The organism is Shewanella sp. LC6, from assembly GCF_006385735.2.
Classification (GTDB): domain Bacteria; phylum Pseudomonadota; class Gammaproteobacteria; order Enterobacterales; family Shewanellaceae; genus Shewanella; species Shewanella xiamenensis.
In genome coordinates this window covers 1,948,385-1,966,950 of the sequence record NZ_CP043902.1, presented here as the reverse complement: position 1 = coordinate 1,966,950, position 18,566 = coordinate 1,948,385, and the positions used below count along the sequence as shown (strand labels likewise).

Annotated in this window: 10 protein-coding genes, 2 tRNA genes and 3 rRNA genes; 1 reads left to right on the top strand and 14 read right to left on the bottom strand. The window is 47.8% G+C overall.

Going from position 1 to position 18,566, the window contains the following annotated elements:
* Positions 1-49 precede the first annotated feature (49 nt).
* The 3 genes from FJD32_RS08850 to FJD32_RS08840 all read right to left on the bottom strand — a co-directional run bounded on the left by FJD32_RS08850 (position 50) and on the right by FJD32_RS08840 (position 5,365).
* Positions 50-3,106 carry an SMC family ATPase gene (locus tag FJD32_RS08850; protein WP_140907872.1) on the bottom strand — a complete coding sequence of 1,019 codons (3,057 nt, stop codon included), beginning with the start codon at positions 3,104-3,106 and terminating at the stop codon, positions 50-52.
* Entirely contained in the window at positions 3,103-4,302 is a 1,200-nt protein-coding gene (locus tag FJD32_RS08845) for an exonuclease SbcCD subunit D (protein WP_140907871.1), read from the bottom strand. The genes FJD32_RS08850 and FJD32_RS08845 overlap by 4 nt, the downstream gene beginning before the upstream one ends.
* Before the next feature lie 292 nt (positions 4,303-4,594).
* Positions 4,595-5,365 carry a TSUP family transporter gene (locus tag FJD32_RS08840; protein WP_069455460.1) on the bottom strand — a complete coding sequence of 257 codons (771 nt, stop codon included), beginning with the start codon at positions 5,363-5,365 and terminating at the stop codon, positions 4,595-4,597.
* A gap of 141 nt (positions 5,366-5,506) precedes the next feature.
* Here FJD32_RS08840 and FJD32_RS08835 point away from each other — a divergent pair, with 141 nt between their 5' ends.
* A complete protein-coding gene (locus FJD32_RS08835) occupies positions 5,507-6,400 on the top strand; it encodes a LysR family transcriptional regulator (RefSeq protein ID WP_037430889.1) in 894 nt (297 codons plus the stop codon).
* 43 nt (positions 6,401-6,443) lie between these two features.
* Here FJD32_RS08835 and FJD32_RS08830 read toward each other — a convergent pair whose 3' ends face one another.
* The 11 genes from FJD32_RS08830 to FJD32_RS08780 all read right to left on the bottom strand — a co-directional run bounded on the left by FJD32_RS08830 (position 6,444) and on the right by FJD32_RS08780 (position 18,002).
* Positions 6,444-6,839: a hypothetical protein gene (locus FJD32_RS08830; RefSeq protein ID WP_037419558.1), complete on the bottom strand. Its 396-nt coding sequence runs from the start codon at positions 6,837-6,839 to the stop codon at positions 6,444-6,446.
* A 44-nt stretch (positions 6,840-6,883) separates the two neighbouring features.
* Entirely contained in the window at positions 6,884-7,339 is a 456-nt protein-coding gene (locus FJD32_RS08825; protein WP_037419745.1) for a GNAT family N-acetyltransferase, read from the bottom strand.
* 93 nt (positions 7,340-7,432) lie between these two features.
* The gene (locus tag FJD32_RS08820) at positions 7,433-8,035 is read right to left on the bottom strand and encodes a GNAT family protein (protein ID WP_037419555.1); all 603 of its coding nucleotides are present in this window, start codon (positions 8,033-8,035) and stop codon (positions 7,433-7,435) included.
* 622 nt (positions 8,036-8,657) lie between these two features.
* Positions 8,658-9,788, bottom strand: coding sequence for a sodium ion-translocating decarboxylase subunit beta (locus tag FJD32_RS08815; RefSeq protein WP_069455194.1), 1,131 nt, complete (start codon positions 9,786-9,788; stop codon positions 8,658-8,660).
* Positions 9,789-9,796: 8 nt separating this feature from the next.
* Positions 9,797-11,632, bottom strand: coding sequence for a sodium-extruding oxaloacetate decarboxylase subunit alpha (gene oadA, locus FJD32_RS08810; protein WP_140907870.1), 1,836 nt, complete (start codon positions 11,630-11,632; stop codon positions 9,797-9,799).
* Positions 11,633-11,643: 11 nt separating this feature from the next.
* The gene (locus FJD32_RS08805; protein WP_140907869.1) at positions 11,644-11,931 is read right to left on the bottom strand and encodes an OadG family transporter subunit; all 288 of its coding nucleotides are present in this window, start codon (positions 11,929-11,931) and stop codon (positions 11,644-11,646) included.
* A 555-nt stretch (positions 11,932-12,486) separates the two neighbouring features.
* Positions 12,487-12,602, bottom strand: a 5S ribosomal RNA gene (rrf, locus tag FJD32_RS08800).
* Between the two features lie 271 nt (positions 12,603-12,873).
* Positions 12,874-15,766, bottom strand: a 23S ribosomal RNA gene (locus FJD32_RS08795).
* A 281-nt stretch (positions 15,767-16,047) separates the two neighbouring features.
* A tRNA-Ala gene (locus FJD32_RS08790) sits at positions 16,048-16,123 on the bottom strand.
* 138 nt (positions 16,124-16,261) lie between these two features.
* A tRNA-Ile gene (locus FJD32_RS08785) sits at positions 16,262-16,338 on the bottom strand.
* A gap of 121 nt (positions 16,339-16,459) precedes the next feature.
* Positions 16,460-18,002: ribosomal RNA gene (locus FJD32_RS08780) — 16S ribosomal RNA — on the bottom strand.
* The 16S, 23S and 5S rRNA genes sit together here with 2 tRNA genes alongside, the layout of an rRNA operon.
* Positions 18,003-18,566: the final 564 nt, after the last annotated feature.

Genomic DNA, 18,566 nt, shown 5'->3' with positions numbered 1-18,566 from the left:
ACAATAAAAAACAATGAGTTAAACAAAAAACCAATCCCTTTAACTGACACTAAGGCAAAATCACCTTGATTTCGCTCCCATGGGAGGTTTTCAAGAGATCTATTCGGGTATTTATCTGCTCTTTCATCTCAGAAACATGGGATATCACGCCGATCATCCTACCCGCCGATTGCAAATCCATTAAGGTACGGATGGCAAGTTCAAGGGAGTCCTGATCTAGGCTGCCAAAACCTTCGTCGATAAATAACGTATCAAGTTTTATCCCACCGGCGTAGGCTTGCACCACGTCAGATAAACCCAGCGCCATAGATAAAGCTGCCATAAAACTCTCCCCACCACTTAAGGTCGCCACGGGACGCACTTTTGCGGTGTAAGCGTCTTCGACTTCAAGCTCAAGCCCTGATGCCTTATTTCCCTTCGCTCTGTCTTCTTTACGCAGTAATCGATAACGGCCTTTACTCATCAGGTGTAATCTCTGAGTTGCTGCGAGTAAAACATCATCGAGTAATACGCTTAATACAAAACGTTGCAGAGAAATCTTGTTGCCGGTATTGCCATTGGCCACATCGGCCAAGGTGCCAATAATGGCGTATTCATCCTCAAGGGCTTTCGCTTTTTGATCGACAATACTGAGCTGTGTTTGAGTTTGTTTAAGCAAAGAGAACCGCGTATTAAGTTGGCTCCATGTAGCTTCAGCGAGATTAAGTTGTTGGTGCTTTTCTGCAAGCATGGCTTCTAGGGCATCAAGGTCGGGCACGCTGACATCACTAAGCTCAGTTCTTAGCTGATCAAGCTGTGATTGATTTAAGGCGCACTGTCGATGATAGGTTTCAATACGCTCGCCCAACGCTTGAATTTGTTCATCGGCTAATAATGCCGCCCTTAATGCGTCCCTATCAGTACAACCCGCTAAATGCAGTTGTGAGTTAAGGTCACCATCGGCCAAAGCCTGCTGCTCATCTGCGCTATGGCAGCGTTGTATCGCCGCGTCTAGCGCCGTTTGCGCAGCTACACAATGCTCAGATGCCTGCTTTAGTGAGTTTCTAAGAGCATGAATCTGTTCACGAGTGTTCTCAAGCTGCCGTTGATTATTATTAATCGCTTGATTTAACGCAGTAAGCGAGCGGTATTCGTCAGGGATCCGAAGCGCCTTTTCCGCTAATTGACCGGATAGACGCGCCACTTCACCTTCTTGTTGATGATACCGCTCACGCTCAAGCTCTAATTGTTGCATCAATACTAACTCTTGCTGCTGCAACGCTTTGATTTGCTGCTGTAACTGCTGCAATGCTTGGGTGGCGACTTCAGCTTGTTTTGCTTGGCGTGTTAATTCCTCAAGCCGGTGGACATGCGATTCAAGTGGTAACTCAACCGTATCCCCCAGCGAGGAGGCCAGTTCATTTGCCTGCGACTGCTGTGCTTCTAACTGTTTTTGTAGCCCCCGATACTCTGCCCTCGCTTTGCTGAGCTGTTCGAGTGCATTCACCTCGGCATCCTGCGCAGCTTGCAGCTGTGCGTCCGTTGGTAAATGATCATGACTGGTTGCAGGATGAGGATGCTCGATACTGCCGCAAACTGGGCAGGGTTCATCGAGTTTGAGTTCCCTCGCTAAAATGGCTGCTTGACCTTGAAACCAGTTGAGCTGTAAAGACTTATAGTCACTTAGCGCTGCCTGATGCTGCGCGTTCAGCATCTTTCCTTGTAATCCTGCTTGTATAAGCGCCTCTTCGGTTTGTGCAACTTTGGCGCAGATTTGTTGCCATTGTTTGAACAACTCAAGTAAGTGGCGCTGTTGCTGCAAGGCTTGTGCGGTCGCGAGTTGACGCTCACTTTGCTGTTGTAATGCTGGCAATTGATTTTCATAGGTGCTGCGCTGATCAACTAAGCTTACAAGCGCCGTCTTAGTCTCTTGCCCCTGCTCTTTGGTTTGTTGCAGTATCTCTTTTGCCTGCGATAAAGCTTGTTCAAGGCTAGAAAATTCTGCCAACTGCGGTACTAACGTGCTGAGTTGATTATGTTGTTGATCAAAATCGCGCAGCTGTTGTTCAAGGGGAATAAGTTCCTGCGCTTCGATCTCAGCTTTGGCAAGCGCAAGCTTTGCCGCTTCAAGTACCATTTGGGCATGGCTGCGCTGATCATTAGCAATTGTCGCTTCCTGCTCCCTCGATAACGCATTATCCAATAAGGGCTTAAGACGCTGCGCTTGCTTTGCCACATTCAGGCGAGCCGTTTGCGCTGCAATATGAGCTTGCTGTTCATGAAGCAAAGTGGCTTGGGATTCTAATTCACTTAAACGAGTAAATTCAGCAAACCGTTGCTGCGCACTGTCATGCTGTTTTAACGCCTGTAGATGCGCCGCCGTGCTACGTTCTTTCGCGCCGATAGCGGCCGCCAATTCGGGTTCTATTCGACTAAATTCAGCGGCAAGCTCGTCGTCACTCGCTAGCTCCGCGGTTTGTAGAATGCCATCGCGACGCGCACGCTGCTCTTTAACCAAGCTGCGGATATCGGCCGCCTTCGCCTTTAAGATATCTTCAATACGTTTATAGATATGGGTTTGAAATAATTGACTAAAAATTTGCTCACGCGCCTTGGAGTCAGCCATGAGTAATTCACGAAACTTCCCCTGTGGCAGCACCATAACCTGACGAAATTGTTCTACGTCTAAGCCCGTTAACGCTTCAATTTCAGCCGTTGCATCTGAGACTTTACTGGCGACTAATAGGGTTTCAGTACCATCGGGAGCGATCTTAAACAGCTGCGCCTCGCTCTTTTGGACTGTCGAACCCTCGCCATTCTTTTTGAGTCTGTCCTGTTCGGGCACTCGGCGAATACGATAAGCAGTGTTACCCAATTTAAAACTAAAGGTCACCTCAGTAAGCAGATTATCATCGGCCATATCGCAGCGCATTTGGCTGCCTTCACGCTCATTGCCGGTGGTTTTTCCATACAACGCAAAGCAGATACCATCGAGCAGAGTCGTTTTACCCGCGCCAGTTGGCCCGTTGATCAAAAATAACGGATTATCACCAAGTTCAGTAAAATCAATGGTCTGAGTCGAAGCAAACGGGCCAAAAGCCGACATGGAAAGTTGTAGAGGCTTCATTCTGCCTGCTCCTCTTTTACGTCACGATGTGTTTCGCTGCGTTCAAGTTCGTCTCGATGAAGCTGGGTTAGGATATCCTCCATCACCGCCTGCTGCGCCGGCGTTAATTCATCCCCCGAGACTTGGGCAAAAAAGTCACGGAACATGGCCATTTCACCTTTTTTTATATGATCTCGATTGAGCACCACCGCCTGATCGCCCGCCATCAATCCGGTGCGTTCTAAATGCAGCACATTGGGATAAACACTGCGCAGTTTGCCCATGGCATCTAAAATGGCGTGTTTATCGAGCAGACGCACCATTAAATAATCCTCACGCTTGGCATCGGTTTTCCCTACTGCTAATAAATGTGCCAATTCACCTTCAATTATCCGCACATCACGCAGCGCAGTTAAGGGCAAGAGTTGGATTTGAGCGGGAGATTGCGCAGCGATATCCACTAAGGTGACAGACTTATGCTGGTGTTGCTCACTAAAGGAATATTTTAGGATTGAGCCTGAGTAGCGCACCTGTTCGCAGCCTTTGTATTGCGGACCATGTAAATGCCCTAGGGCGACATAGTCAAAGTCACTAAACAGCCGTGGGGAAATTTTATCCGCGCCGCCGATACTTAATGGCCGTTCGGATTCAGACTCGCTGCCACCATCCAAAAAGCAATGGCTCACCACCACTTTAGGTAAACCTTGGCTATCATGGGAGCGGACCTGTTCTAGCAATAACGCCATCGCCTCTTCATGGCTCGATACGCTAAGGCCTTTGGCATCGGTATCAAAAACTTGGCGCACGGTAGCAGGTTCAGCGTAAGGCAGCGGATAAAAGTAAGCGTCGCCACTGGCACTGGTTAAACGAGTAGGCACTAATTCGGCCTGTAGCGGCCCAATAATATGTAAACCACTGGCAGCCATTTGTTTAGCAGCAAATCCCAAACGCTCATGGCCATCGTGATTGCCAGCAATCATCAGCACTTGTATACCCAATTGGTTAATAAGGCGATTAAGCACATCATTAAGCAAAGCGACGGCACTGGCGGGTGGAATCGATCTATCGTAAATATCCCCCGCAATAATCACCGCATCAACACTGTGCTGCTGCGCCAATGCAACAATTTGATCAAGTACATAGGCCTGATCATCCAGTAATGATTGATTATGTAACTGACGGCCAATATGCCAGTCTGAGGTGTGAATAAATCGCATTATTGCTAAACCTTAATGGATGCTAAGCCAACGCTATGGCGCGGGATGCTTGTCGTTAAGTTATTTGTCGAAGCTGCTTGTCGGATAACCTCGCCCAATGACTCGCCAATAAACCCTAAAAACACTTTAAAAAATGCTAGGTTATCCTAAAAAATGCCGCTGAGTATAGTCAATACAATGGGAGTGGAGAGATTTACAGCAAAGAGGTCGAAGACTGCGCTAACAGATCACTATTAGCGCAAATAAGGTCAGTGCTCAGCTTGAAGAAAGTTGATCCGTACCAAAATCATCATCAAAACAGTTGGTATTGGCTGGCGAGCAATTTCACACTCATGGCCAGCGACATGGTCACGACTAAGGGCTTAATGATCTTTGTGCCCTTAGTGACCACTAAACGTGATCCCAAGGTTGCCCCAATGGCTTGGCCCGCTAACATCACTAAGCCGAGTAACCAAATGACTTTTCCGCCAAGGGCGAAAAAAATCAGCGAGGCAATATTGGTCGAAAAATTCAACACCTTTGCGTGAGCCGTCGCTTTGGCGAGGCCAAAACCCGCGAGGGTAACAAACGCCAACGCAAAAAAGCTGCCAGTTCCTGGACCAAAAAAGCCATCATACAAGCCCACACCTAACGCGGCAGTAAAAGCAAAGGCGGTAGGGGTTAAGACTTGGTGGCGATCATCTTCCGAAATCTTTTTCGAGAACAAGAAGTAACAACCAATGGCGAGGATTAAAAACGGCAATACTAATTCAAGAATTTTGGTATCCACTAACTGCACCAACACTGTACCTAACGCCGCGCCGATAAAGGCACAAAACAGCGCGAGTTTGACAGTTTTGAGATCAACCAATCCCTTACGAACAAAGTACAAGCTCGCAAAAAAGCTGCCACCGCATGCCTGTAACTTGTTAGTGCCAAGGGCGACCGCTGGCGGTAACCCAGCCCACATTAACGCAGGAATGGTCAGTAATCCCCCACCTCCAGCAATAGAGTCGATAAAGCCCGCCACCATCGCCACGCCAAACAGTAATGCTGCAACTTGTAGAGTTAATTCAAATTCCATGATTTTTATAATTGAGTTATAGGAGCTAAGGCTTCGCATTAGACTGCGTTTGCCTTATAAATGCAAAGGAGTTATTGTCGCGCTAGCGTGAGTAAAGCTCACACTAAACCGTTTGTTAAACACCTTGATTTGGATATGAATATGTTTACTAGCTTGCCACCGCTCAATGCATTACGGGCATTCGAGTCTGCTGCCCGCTTACAGAGTATGACGCTGGCGAGCAAAGAACTGCACGTCACCCATGGCGCAATCAGTAAACAAATCAGGGTATTAGAAGATTTTTTAGGTTTCGCCCTCTTTGTTAGGCTACATAAAAAAGTCGAACTCACAGACGAAGCCAAGCGTTACTTCCCCCATGTACAAGCGGCGCTGCAAACCCTATCGAGCGCCACCGCCGATTTGCGTAGCCAAGGTTCTCGGCCACAAACCTTAGCCATCAATGTATTACCAAGTTTAACCATCAACTGGTTAATCCCTCGTATGGAGCAATTTAAGTCGCGTTATCCACATCTATATGTGGATCTCTCGATAGGTGACTTTGCCGTTGACTTCAGCCAAGGGCGCTACGACATCGCGATCCGCAGTAGTACCAAGCTGCCTAAGGGAGTGAATTACATCAAACTCATGGATGAAGATCTGTGCTTAGTTTGCGCGCCGTCATTGGCCCCAAAACTGAAATGTATTGAGGATATTAATCATGTCACCTTACTCAAACACACCACTCGCCCAGAACTTTGGGATTATTGGGCTGAAAAGGTAGGCTTAACACTCACGCAAGAACAAACCTTTGGCGTGGAGCATTTTTACATGTTGAGTCAGGCAGCTGCCAGTGGCATGGGCGCGGCGCTGATCCCACGCTTTTTTATTGAAGAACAATTAGCTAATGGCAGTTTAGTCATCCCCTTTCATGCACCGTTTACCAGCCCATACGTTTATTACCTACTCACACCTAAATCCCCAAGCTTGCCGTTAAAAGTGCAAGCATTTATCGAGTGGATGCTCGACCTCTTCGCTCCTTATCGCAATGCATGCTAAAAACCACCCGAAGGTGGTTTTTACGTCAGTCATAGTAACCACGTTACATGGTTGCCATTGTCCAGTAATCGAGACGCTTTTGAGGATCAGCCAGTAAGTTTTTACACTCTTCTTTATATTTCCCCATCAATACCCCGAGATTACTAGAGCCACCCAGGCTTTGTATTTGACGAGCTTTGGCATCGGCAACGGCTTGGGTCACCTCGGCTTCTGACTGGTATTTCTTCGCCAGATTTTCGGCTTCAACTTTAGACGCTTTTAAGCGTTCACCCACCGCTTGCATTTGTGGAGCATTCATGGCGCCAATCGCTTCAGAGCTAATTTGATAATAGGCTGCACATTCTATGGCTTCTTTAGCCAGAGCCTGTTGGGCTTCATCCGCAAACACGCTGTGGCTCATCGTCAGCATAAGACCTGCAATAGCAAAAGCTTTTAACATTGATATTGTCCTTTTTATTAGTAATTAAGAGTAAGCGACTTAAGCTAAGGATTTAGCTCAAGTTCATAGGTTACAAATTGTTGATCGCGCACAAACCCAAGTGCTTCATAAAGCCCTTGAGCACGTAAATTCTCTTTTTGGGTTTCGAGCACTAAATAACGCGCTCCTTGGCTACGAGCATAGTCTGCTGCCCGTTGTACCAGCGCCCGACCTAGCCCGACACATCGCGCATGCTGCGTGACAAATACATCATTCAGAATAAAAATCGGCGCTAAATTAAGGGATGAAAAACTGGGATATAACTGCACAAAACCCAAGCCTAAACCTTGAGGTGAGCGCGCAAAAAAAATCACCGATGACCCTTCATGCAAACGAGTTCGGATAAACAGCTCACCTGCCTCTACATCATCCTTACAGCCATAAAACTGCCGATACTCATTAAATAAAGGAGCTATATCATGACTGTGGGACTCATTAGCTTGAATGATTCTATTTGCCATCGGCTTAACCAACCTTAAGTCCATATCCATATTGACGTCTTATCAAGCTATATCTACTCATATTAGATATGCGCGATACGCATCCATCATTCCTTACACTACCAGTCGCTGTTGTAAGCGAAAGATTAAATGATGTTTCACCGTCGCCCACTCAGAATCAATAATGGAATAAACCACTGTGTCCCGAATGGTGCCATCCTTAAGAATTTTATTATTCCGTAAAACCCCATCTTGCTTGGCTCCTAAACGAGCGATGGCTTGGCGCGAAGCTTGATTGTGCCAATGGGTTCTAAACTCCACCGCAATGGCCTCAAGGGTTTCGAAGGCAAAGGTGAGTAGTAGCAATTTAGCCTCGGTATTAATACCTGTGCGCTGGGCGCGCTTAGCATACCAAGTGTAACCAATCTCTAAATGGCGATGCTCACTCTCCCAATGGCAAATGCGCGTACAACCCACAATCTCACCAGAAACTTTGTCTCGCACCGCAAAGGGAAAACTTTCCCCACGGGATTTTTCAGCTAAGGCTTTCATTACATAAGCTTTCATCTCACTCGGCTCAGGCACACTGGTAAACCATAAACGCCACAGTTCACCATCGGTGACCGCTAAGCTAAGTGCCGCCACATGGGATAACGACAAAGGCTCTAGAACGACATATTCACCATTTAAACACGCTGAAAGATCATCATTGCCCATTATCTCGTCTCCATTAACGCGGTAAAAAGTGTGCTATTGCGCACACTTTTTACTAGCCTATCATTTATATAAAATAAAAAAACCTCTATTTTCAACATGATTATATAAATTTTATTCCGGACAATAGCTAAGTTTCTCTTAAGCTTCACCGTTGAAAATGACAGGTTAATGAATCGGTGCATAAGCCTGCCATGGTTTAGCACATGGCACGCTGTAGCCTAGGGCTCCAGCCTATTTAGATCGTGTAAATATGGCCTACCAACACATCAATGTATTTAGGGCGTGTTGACGTTTCGAGATTAAATTTTGTTCGTTCTGGCAAGCTCGTGCTCGCGAAACGAGGAATGATGTGTAGTTTACTCAAATGACGAGCGGCTCTTATGACAGAAAGTAAGAGCAAGGGCTTGCCAGACGAACCCTTCGGGCAGCATTTGGCTGACGTTTCTGCTGCGTTATCGTCCGTTTATGTAGAATAACTACACTGCACGGACTTTGCCTTGCATAAACGCCAGCCTAATTGCTGCAAAAATAACCCTGAAACGTCAACACGCCCTAGTACTCGCTTTAGCCGGCGCGATAACCTTACACTATGGGTTAATACTATATTTTTCGTTTTATTCTATTAGCCGAGTACGGCAAGTAGTATCCCCGCAGCGACCGCAGAACCTAGCACGCCAGCAACATTTGGCCCCATAGCATGCATTAATAGAAAGTTATGCTGATTGGCCTCTAATCCCACTTTATTCACTACCCTTGCAGCCATAGGCACAGCCGATACTCCTGCCGCCCCAATCAGCGGATTAACCTTACCGCCGGATAACTTACACATCAGTTTTGCCATCAACACTCCTGCGGCAGTACCTATACCAAAAGCAAGGGCACCAAGAACTAAGATCCCCAAGGTTTCTACCCGCAAAAACTGCTCGGCCGATAATTTAGAGCCAACAGCTAAGCCCAAAAAAATCGTCACGATATTAATAAGCTCGTTTTGTGCTGTTTTTGAAAGCCTATCCACTACGCCCGATTCGCGCATTAAGTTACCCAGGCAAAACATCCCTACCAGTGGCGTTGCCGCGGGTAAAAACAGAATGGTTAAGCCTAATACCATCAGCGGAAAAATAATCCGCTCCTTTTTACTGACTTCCCGTAGCTGCTCCATTTTTATCTCACGTTCCGCTTGGGTTGTGAGTAAACGCATGATCGGCGGCTGAATAATCGGCACCAACGCCATATAGGAATAAGCCGCCACAGCAATCGCTCCCAGTAACTCAGGTGCAAGCTTAGAGGCAAGGAAAATAGCCGTTGGTCCATCCGCGCCACCGATAATGGCAATGGCTGCGGCATCCTGCATGGTAAATTCAAAGCCTGGCACCAAATTCAGCGCTATAGCGCCAATTAAGGTCGCAAAGATCCCAAACTGCGCCGCCGCGCCGAGTAATAAGGTTTTTGGGTTGGCGATCAGCGCACTAAAATCTGTTAGTGCTCCGACTCCCATAAAGATCAGCAGTGGAAAAACGCCGGTTTCAATCCCCACATGATAGGCGTAGTAGAGTATTCCTCCCTCTTCGGTAAAGCCTGCGTTGGGAATATTCGCCAGCACTGCACCAAAGCCAATAGGCAACAGCAACAAAGGCTCAAATCCACGCACGATAGCGAGGTATAACAGCAACATGCCAACGGCCATCATTAAGACCTGCCCTGCGGTAAAATGGGCTATGCCCGTTTCGGCCCAAAACGCCAGTAAACCATCCATATAGACTCCTAGGCTAAGGCCAATAATTGAGAACCCACGACAACTGAATCGCCTTCTTTCACAAAGAGATGGGTAATAACACCATCCCCCTGAGCGCGGATCTCTGTCTCCATTTTCATCGCCTCAAGGATGATCACCACATCGCCAGCGCAGACCTTGTCGCCAATCCCCACATGCACTTTAAAGATATTGCCCGATAGCGGCGCACTCATCTTCAGCTTAATCTCGGCGGATTGAGCCAATGGAGCACTGTTTAAATGAGAAGTAGGGGCATAATTAAGCTGCGAAGCTACCTGTCCTTGAGGTTGGATCTGACTAATTTCACCGCCCTCGGCAACCTCAACCACATAAGTTTGCCCCTCAACCGTGACGGTATAGGTTTCGGCCTCACGCGGCGTAGCTGGTAAGATTGGCGCAAGTTCAGGTTTAGGCTCAAATGCCGCCGGATTATGGCGATTCTTCAAAAACTGTAAGCCAATCTGTGGAAAGAGCGCATAAATGAGTAAATCATCGTCCGAAGACTTTTCCTTACTCTCTAAGACGAGACTAATCCCTTGATCCTGCGCCTTTGATAATAACTCTGCACGCAACTTGTCTAACTCTGGTACGAGTAAATCCGCAGGACGGCAGGTGATCGCTACCTGCCCATTGAGTACTCTTGCCTGCAACTCTGAATTCACTGGCGCTGGCGTAGCGCCATATTCGCCCCTTAGCACGCCTTCAGTCTCTTTCGTCAACGATTGGTATCTTTGTCCCATCAGTACGTTGATAACCGCCTGCGAGCCGACAATCTGCGAGGTTGGCGTGACCAAAGGCAGAAAACCTAAATCTTGACGCACCCGAGGGATCTCCTCCAGCACCGCATCCATCTTATCTAGTGCACCTTGCTCTTTGTGTTGACTCTCCATGTTTGTCAGCATGCCCCCAGGGACTTGAGCACGTAGAATACGGGAATCAATCCCCTTTAGCGCACCTTCGAATTTGGCGTATTTTTTGCGAACCTCACGAAAATAAGCGGCAATCTCCTCAAGCAATACAAGATCATAGCCTGTTGTACGCTCAGTATCTTCCACCATAGCGACTACCGTTTCAGTTGCGGTATGGCCATAGGTTTGACTCATGGAAGAAATGGCGGTATCGAGCACATCGACTCCCGCCTCAATAGCCTTTTGATAGGTCGCAGTACTCAGCCCTGTAGTCGCGTGACTATGCAGAGATAACATGAGTTGAGTTTGTGATTTTAGACGGTTAATCAGCTCAAAAGCTTCCATAGGCTTGAGCAAGCCCGCCATATCTTTAATACACAGTGAGTGACAGCCCATGTCCTCAAGACGCTTTGCCATATCAACCCAAGTATCAACCGTATGAACAGGGCTGGTTGTATAAGAAATTGTACCTTGCGCGTGCCCACCGACATCACGCACCACTTTAACTGCCATCTCTAGGTTACGCACATCATTCATTGCATCAAAGATACGGAAAACATCGACACCATTAGCATGGGCACGCTCAACAAAACGTGTGACTACATCATCGGCATAATGGCGATAACCCAAAAGGTTTTGTCCGCGCAGCAACATTTGTTGAGGCGTATTGGGCATGACCTTTTTCAGTTCGCGGATCCTATCCCAAGGATCCTCACCTAAATAACGGATACAGGCATCGAAGGTCGCTCCGCCCCAAGACTCTAGCGACCAAAATCCCACTTGATCTAAGAGCGGTGCAATCGGAAGCATGTCATCTATGCGTAAACGCGTCGCTAAAATAGACTGATGTGCATCCCTCAAGACAACATCGGTTAACTGTAATGGCTTAGACGCCACTATCGAATTTACTCGGTTCATATGGCGCTCCATTATTGAGCCTGAGAACGATACTGCTGGACGGCTAAGCTGATCGCAGCCACCAATTTAGGCTCTAAAGTGCTTGAAGCTCCAGTTGAGCTCGCATCATTGACCTTCAACGGTTCTACTGCTTTGTGCTCTTCACGACACCACTTAGCAACCAGATTCACAGCTAATATCAATACACTTAAAAATAAATAGACCAGCCCCATTCCCAATAACATGATGCCAACAGCGTCTAATAACTGTTGCGTTAACTCCCCTTTCACTGCCCTACCTCCTTCGCCCTTAACCAACATTCGCGTTTTAAATTAACAACCACACAACATCTGCATTGATAACAAATTTAATCGACGAATGTAAATTGGTAAGACCAATTTACATAAGATCAGCAGCAAGTGTCTGAGAGATCCTTAGTGAACGACCGATAAAATGAATATTCGTTAATGAAACGGCAAAGCAGAGATTTTTATTGAGGAGAAATGACGGAATGAAGATACCAGCCAAGATGAAACCAAAAGCAAAAATGGGCTAACAATAAGGTTCTGACTCACCCTTAAACAAGCATACAAAGAGTCCAAGCTTTAAATTTACTGATTAGTCCTATAAGGACAAAAATCAAAGGGGTCTCAATGCACTACAGTATTTAGACCAAGTAACCATTTAAATGAATGATGCTAAAGGTGTTGGAGAATGAAGAAAACGGAGCAAAGAGGGGCTCTCTGTTTATATTCTGTATGAGGCGAAAAATTAAAGATACTTAGAGAAGTATTGTGAAGAATAGAACGTTGAAATTGAAAACACTAAAAACAAAAAAGCCAGCTTATTCAGCTGGCTTCATTGTTTAATTAGGCGCTTGGCGATGACCTACTCTCACATGGGGAGACCCCACACTACCATCGGCGCGATTGCGTTTCACTTCTGAGTTCGGGATGGGATCAGGTGGGACCACAATGCTATTGTCACCAAGCAAATTCTTACTGGTTAATTCTACGTCTGACGGCATTGTTTCCTCACTACTGCGACCTCCATGGATGGAGGAAGTGTCATTAGATGTAAGGAACATCTTTGACCTCATGTACTACCGTACACTCTGCCCTTCGCGCGTCACGGCTTTGTCAGCCGCACAATTACCTGCGTAATTAACCTTGATTCTTTAATTTAGAAAGCTGGTTTGAGTTCACACTTCTTAAGTGTTTCTATTCGTCTAAGTGCTACTTAGCAAAACCCATCTGGGTTGTATGGTTAAGCCTCTCGAGTCATTAGTATCAGTTAGCTCAACGCCTCACAACGCTTACACACCTGACCTATCAACGTCCTAGTCTCGAACGGCTCTTTAGTGGACTTATAGTCCAAGGGATGACTCATCTTGGGGCTCGCTTCCCGCTTAGATGCTTTCAGCGGTTATCGATTCCGAACATAGCTACCGGGCAATGCCATTGGCATGACAACCCGAACACCAGCGGTTCGTTCACTCCGGTCCTCTCGTACTAGGAGCAACTCCCCTCAATCATCCAACGCCCACGGCAGATAGGGACCGAACTGTCTCACGACGTTCTGAACCCAGCTCGCGTACCACTTTAAATGGCGAACAGCCATACCCTTGGGACCGACTTCAGCCCCAGGATGTGATGAGCCGACATCGAGGTGCCAAACACCGCCGTCGATATGAACTCTTGGGCGGTATCAGCCTGTTATCCCCGGAGTACCTTTTATCCGTTGAGCGATGGCCCTTCCATTCAGAACCACCGGATCACTATGACCTACTTTCGTACCTGCTCGACGTGTCTGTCTCGCAGTTAAGCTGGCTTATGCCATTGCACTAACCGTACGATGTCCGACCGTACTTAGCCAACCTTCGTGCTCCTCCGTTACTCTTTGGGAGGAGACCGCCCCAGTCAAACTACCCACCAGGCACTGTCCTTACCCCAGATAATGGGGCCAAGTTAGAACATCAACACTACAAGGGTGGTATTTCAAGGACGACTCCATCAGAACTAGCGTTCCAACTTCATAGTCTCCCACCTATCCTACACATGTAGGGTCAATGTTCAGTGCCAAGCTATAGTAAAGGTTCACGGGGTCTTTCCGTCTAGCCGCGGGTATACGGCATCTTCACCGCAATTTCAACTTCACTGAGTCTCGGCTGGAGACAGCGTGGCCATCATTACGCCATTCGTGCAGGTCGGAACTTACCCGACAAGGAATTTCGCTACCTTAGGACCGTTATAGTTACGGCCGCCGTTTACCGGGGCTTCGATCATGAGCTTCTCTTGCGATAACCCAATCAATTAACCTTCCGGCACCGGGCAGGCGTCACACCGTATACTTCCTCTTGCGAGTTTGCACAGTGCTGTGTTTTTGATAAACAGTTGCAGCCACCTGGTATCTGCGACTCCCGTCAGCTTAGAGAGCAAGTCTCATCACCAACAGGAGCGTACCTTCTCCCGAAGTTACGGTACCATTTTGCCTAGTTCCTTCAGCCGAGTTCTCTCAAGCGCCTTGGTATTCTCTACCCGACCACCTGTGTCGGTTTGGGGTACGATTCCCGCTAACCTGAAGCTTAGAAGATTTTCCTGGAAGCATGGCATCAACTACTTCATCCCCTTGGGGACTCGTCATCAGCTCTCAGTGTATAGTGACCCGGATTTGCCTAAGTCACCCACCTACCACCTTAAACGCGGACTACCAACGCCGCGCTAGCCTAGCCTTCTCCGTCTCTCCATCGCAGTTAGCGGAAGTACAGAAATATTAATCTGTTTCCCATCGATTACGCCTTTCGGCCTCACCTTAGGGGTCGACTCACCCTGCCCCGATTAACGTTGGACAGGAACCCTTGGTCTTTCGGCGAGGGGGTTTTTCACCCCCTTTATCGTTACTCATGTCAGCATTCGCACTTCTGATACCTCCAGTGTGGGTTACCCCTTCACCTTCAACGGCTTACAGAACGCTCCTCTACCGCGCAACTCTAATGAATTGCACCCGTAGCTTCGGTGGTATGTTTAGCCCCGTTACATCTTCCGCGCAGGCCGACTCGACTAGTGAGCTATTACGCTTTCTTTAAATGATGGCTGCTTCTAAGCCAACATCCTAGCTGTCTAAGCCTTCCCACATCGTTTCCCACTTAACATACACTTTGGGACCTTAGCTGACGGTCTGGGTTGTTTCCCTTTTGACGACGGACGTTAGCACCCGCCGTCTGTCTCCCGAGTAGTACTCATTGGTATTCGGAGTTTGCAAAGGGTTGGTAAGTCGGGATGACCCCCTAGCCTTAACAGTGCTCTACCCCCAATGGTATTCGCTCGAGGCGCTACCTAAATAGCTTTCGAGGAGAACCAGATATCTCCCGGTTTGATTGGCCTTTCACCCCCAGCCACAAGTCATCCGCTAATTTTTCAACATTAGTCGGTTCGGTCCTCCAGTTGATGTTACTCAACCTTCAACCTGCCCATGGCTAGATCACCGGGTTTCGGGTCTACGCCTTGCAACTAAACGCGCAGTTAACACTCGGTTTCCCTACGGCTCCGCTATTCGCTTAACCTCGCTACAAAACGTAAGTCGCTGACCCATTATACAAAAGGTACGCAGTCACGGTCTCAAGAACCGCTCCCACTGCTTGTACGTATACGGTTTCAGGTTCTATTTCACTCCCCTCACAGGGGTTCTTTTCGCCTTTCCCTCACGGTACTGGTTCACTATCGGTCAGTCAGGAGTATTTAGCCTTGGAGGATGGTCCCCCCATATTCAAACAGGATATCACGTGTCCCGCCTTACTCGTTTTCATCAAAGGTTAGTTTTCGTGTACGGGGCTATCACCCTGTGCCGCTGGACTTTCCAGACCATTCCACTAACACCCCTCTGACTTAAGGGCTAATCCCCGTTCGCTCGCCGCTACTAGGGGAATCTCGGTTGATTTCTTTTCCTAAGGGTACTTAGATGTTTCAGTTCCCCTCGTTTGCCTCATGTAGCTATGTATTCACCACATGATGACCGCTTATGCGGTCGGGTTCCCCCATTCGGACATCGTTAGCTCAAATGCTTGTTACTAGCTCGCCAACGCTTTTCGCAAGTTACTACGTCCTTCATCGCCTCTGACTGCCAAGGCATCCACCGTATACGCTTAGTCGCTTAACCATACAACCCAAATAGGTTTCACTTACGTGAGCCACTTGAATTGTTGCGACCAGCTGGTTTTACTTGTCTCATCTTCGACCAAGAAGATGGACTCGCCTTAGACTTGAATATTCAAGACACTTAACAAGTGTTTTAAGAACTCAATTTTTTCGTATTAACACAACGACAGACATCATTGTGTTAATTACTATCAGCTTTCCAAATTGTTAAAGAGCGGGCTTAAAAAAGCCAAAGATAATGTTTTAGTTTATCTTTGGCATCTCTAACCATAATGCAGTAAATGGTGGAGCTATGCGGGATCGAACCGCAGACCTCCTGCGTGCAAGGCAGGCGCTCTCCCAGCTGAGCTATAGCCCCATTTACATGCAGTGCGAGTAAATAAGATGTTCCAAACCTCTTAAAGGATTGGTTTGCCAAATCACGTTATCCGCGGCAAATTAACGCGACGTTTAGTTCACTAAACGAGTGTTAATTTAACAAAGGAGAACGAAGATTTGGTGGGTCAGAGTGGACTTGAACCACCGACCTCACCCTTATCAGGGGTGCGCTCTAACCAGCTGAGCTACAGACCCATCTTTTACTCTATCTTCTATCAAGCAAATCTGTGTGAACACTCAGGCACATGGATGTGCCGTGTGTAAGAAACGCATGGAGCAGTTTCTTACCAACCAAACATCGAGTTAGTCGTATAGGTAAGGAGGTGATCCAGCCCCAGGTTCCCCTAGGGCTACCTTGTTACGACTTCACCCCAGTCATGAACCACAAAGTGGTGAGCGCCCCCCCGAAGGTTAAGCTACCCACTTCTTTTGCAGCCCACTCCCATGGTGTGACGGGCGGTGTGTACAAGGCCCGGGAACGTATTCACCGTGGCATTCTGATCCACGATTACTAGCGATTCCGACTTCATGGAGTCGAGTTGCAGACTCCAATCCGGACTACGACGAGCTTTGTGAGATTAGCTCCACCTCGCGGCTTTGCAACCCTCTGTACTCGCCATTGTAGCACGTGTGTAGCCCTACTCGTAAGGGCCATGATGACTTGACGTCGTCCCCACCTTCCTCCGGTTTATCACCGGCAGTCTCCCTAGAGTTCCCACCATTACGTGCTGGCAAATAAGGATAGGGGTTGCGCTCGTTGCGGGACTTAACCCAACATTTCACAACACGAGCTGACGACAGCCATGCAGCACCTGTCTCACAGTTCCCGAAGGCACAACCGCATCTCTGCAATCTTCTGTGGATGTCAAGAGTAGGTAAGGTTCTTCGCGTTGCATCGAATTAAACCACATGCTCCACCGCTTGTGCGGGCCCCCGTCAATTCATTTGAGTTTTAACCTTGCGGCCGTACTCCCCAGGCGGTCTACTTAATGCGTTAGCTTGAGAGCCCAGTGTTCAAGACACCAAACTCCGAGTAGACATCGTTTACGGCGTGGACTACCAGGGTATCTAATCCTGTTTGCTCCCCACGCTTTCGTGCATGAGCGTCAGTCTTTGTCCAGGGGGCCGCCTTCGCCACCGGTATTCCTCCAGATCTCTACGCATTTCACCGCTACACCTGGAATTCTACCCCCCTCTACAAGACTCTAGTTCGCCAGTTCGAAATGCTATTCCTAGGTTGAGCCCAGGGCTTTCACATCTCGCTTAACAAACCGCCTGCGCACGCTTTACGCCCAGTAATTCCGATTAACGCTCGGACCCTCCGTATTACCGCGGCTGCTGGCACGGAGTTAGCCGGTCCTTCTTCTGTAGGTAACGTCACAGATGAGCCGTATTAAGACTCACCCTTTCCTCCCTACTGAAAGTGCTTTACAACCCGAAGGCCTTCTTCACACACGCGGCATGGCTGCATCAGGGTTTCCCCCATTGTGCAATATTCCCCACTGCTGCCTCCCGTAGGAGTCTGGGCCGTGTCTCAGTCCCAGTGTGGCTGATCATCCTCTCAGAACAGCTAGGGATCGTCGCCTTGGTGAGCCATTACCTCACCAACTAGCTAATCCCACCTAGGTTCATCCAATCGCGGAAGGCCCGAAGGTCCCCTCCTTTCCCCCGTAGGGCGTATGCGGTATTAGCAGTCGTTTCCAACTGTTATCCCCCTCGACTGGGCAGATCCCTAGGCATTACTCACCCGTCCGCCGCTCGCCACCTCAGGAGTAAACTCCTTTGTGCTGCCGCTCGACTTGCATGTGTTAGGCCTGCCGCCAGCGTTCAATCTGAGCCATGATCAAACTCTTCAATTAAAAGTTTTTTGTTTAACTCGCGTTAAACGACTCAATGAATTCTACTGTTTTGATTCGCTTTGCTCACTAAGAAGCATCGCGTTTCAATTCATACATTACTGTATGTACATATTGCTATGAACACTCATTCATTGATGTAAATTTTGATTACTCGCCAAACGGCAGAGTAATTTCGATTAACTCAACACCTGTGAGTGTCCACACAGATTTGCTTGATAAATTGTTAAAGAGCGTGGTTATTTACCTTAAGCATTTAGCGCTTTTGGCTTTCACCGTTGACCCCGCTGGGCCAGTGGATGCGCATTATAGGGATGTCAGATTTTACCGCAACCCCTTTAGGCAAAATAATTAGAAAAAGCGATGTGAATGCGCATTTTTTAAACCAAACCTAGGTTTTAGCGCCTATTTCGCTGTAATTTCCATCACTTTGGCTATCTTTATCGCCTGATAACGCCGTTAGCATCGGTCACTAAGCAAAACGATAAAGCCAATACCGCACTTTTTTGTTGTTAAGCTCGCCCTTCAAGTTCAATCTCACGGCTCAAATAGATTGATGCACGCTTT